General features: G+C 28.0%; 2 protein-coding genes. Both read right to left on the reverse strand.

What is annotated here, in order from left to right:
- Window positions 1-50: 50 nt before the first annotated feature.
- Complete coding sequence (locus tag NSA58_RS20290) at window positions 51-575, reverse strand: cell wall hydrolase (RefSeq protein ID WP_039680017.1); 525 nt, start codon at window positions 573-575, stop codon at window positions 51-53.
- 42 nt (window positions 576-617) lie between these two features.
- Window positions 618-1,268: a stage II sporulation protein R gene (gene spoIIR / locus NSA58_RS20295; RefSeq protein ID WP_257560941.1), complete on the reverse strand. Its 651-nt coding sequence runs from the start codon at window positions 1,266-1,268 to the stop codon at window positions 618-620.
- Window positions 1,269-1,332: the final 64 nt, after the last annotated feature.

Consider the following 1,332-nt stretch of genomic DNA (forward strand, 5'->3'; position numbering starts at 1 on the left):
AAAAATAAAGGAGTAAAAACTCCTTTACTTTTTTTATTTAAAATTATATATTATTTAGCAAAAACATGATTCCCTATTCTTAAGTAAGGATTTAATGTGTTTATCCAGCTACATGTAGATATATCAGGATTCCAAAAGTATATTGCATTATTAGTTGGATCATTTCCATATAGTGCTTCCTGAGCCGCTCTATATGTAGAGCTTGTGGGCTCTGTATATATAGTTCCATTTTTCACTACAGAAAATGCATTCTTTTGATATATAACCCCTTCTAGAGAGTTTGGAAATCTAGAATCCTTCACTCTATTGATTACAACTGCTGCTACAGCAACTTGACCTTCATAGCTTTCACCTCTAGCTTCTCCTGCTACTAATTTTGATAATAACATTATTTCTTCATCATTAAGATTTATAACTGCTTCTTTTTTATCCTCTTGTTCTTGCACTTGTACAAAACAATCTTCTGTTTCATTGTCTAAATAGTAATATTCTAGTGCATATATTTGTTTTATAGGTACAAATACATTGCCTAAAACTAATAGTGATACTATAAGGGTTTTATAGCACCTATCCATAGTTAAAGTCACTCCTTTTTATTTTTTATTCTTTATTTTAAATTAAAATAAGCATTGAAATACTTCAGTTATTTTAAATTTAAATTTTAAATTATTTACCTCAGTTTTATTTTTTGCCATTATTAATTCATACTCTTGTGGTGTTAATATTTCTTTCAGTTTTTTATCAGTTTTCTCATCTATTACTCCGTTTTGGTCATCTACGAAGCAAAGAGGAGGAAACATTACACACCACCAGTTCTTTCCTTTACCTTCTCCTATTATGATCTTTAAAGCTTTGTATTTACCTGCCGGTAATACTACACTTGAGTATTGTTTTGCAGGAAAATCACTATACTGTAACCCAATGTTAACATTATAGTTATATCCATTATCGCATATAACCTTCTTGCTTATATTTTCTAAGTTCTCATATTCACCTTTTATAATTGCTTCACTTTCTTCTATTGATTTAGAGTTTTCAAGCTTTGGTTGTAAATAAGCTATAACCGCATCTCTAACTTTTAATTTTAATTCTTGGTCTTCATCTGTATCACTATTTGCTATAACATGAAATCTTATTAATTTTTCTTTATAATCATAAGTGCAAGCTTCTATTTTATTTATTTCTTTTGATATTATTAAAGTAGTTACTGATAATATAGTAATCAAAATACCAATCAATATGACATCGTCCTTTGTAAAATATCCCAAAGTGGAGTTAATAATCTTTTCTATTCTTCTAGTTTTAGTTTCTTTTTTATTTCCTGTTAAATTC

Source organism: Terrisporobacter muris (genome assembly GCF_024621905.1).
In the GTDB taxonomy this organism is placed as follows: domain Bacteria; phylum Bacillota; class Clostridia; order Peptostreptococcales; family Peptostreptococcaceae; genus Terrisporobacter; species Terrisporobacter muris.

Coding starts and splice junctions, on each gene's coding strand:
- NSA58_RS20290 (WP_039680017.1), bottom strand. CDS start 575: ATGGATAGGTGCTATAAAACCCTTATAGTATCACTATTAGTTTTAGGC.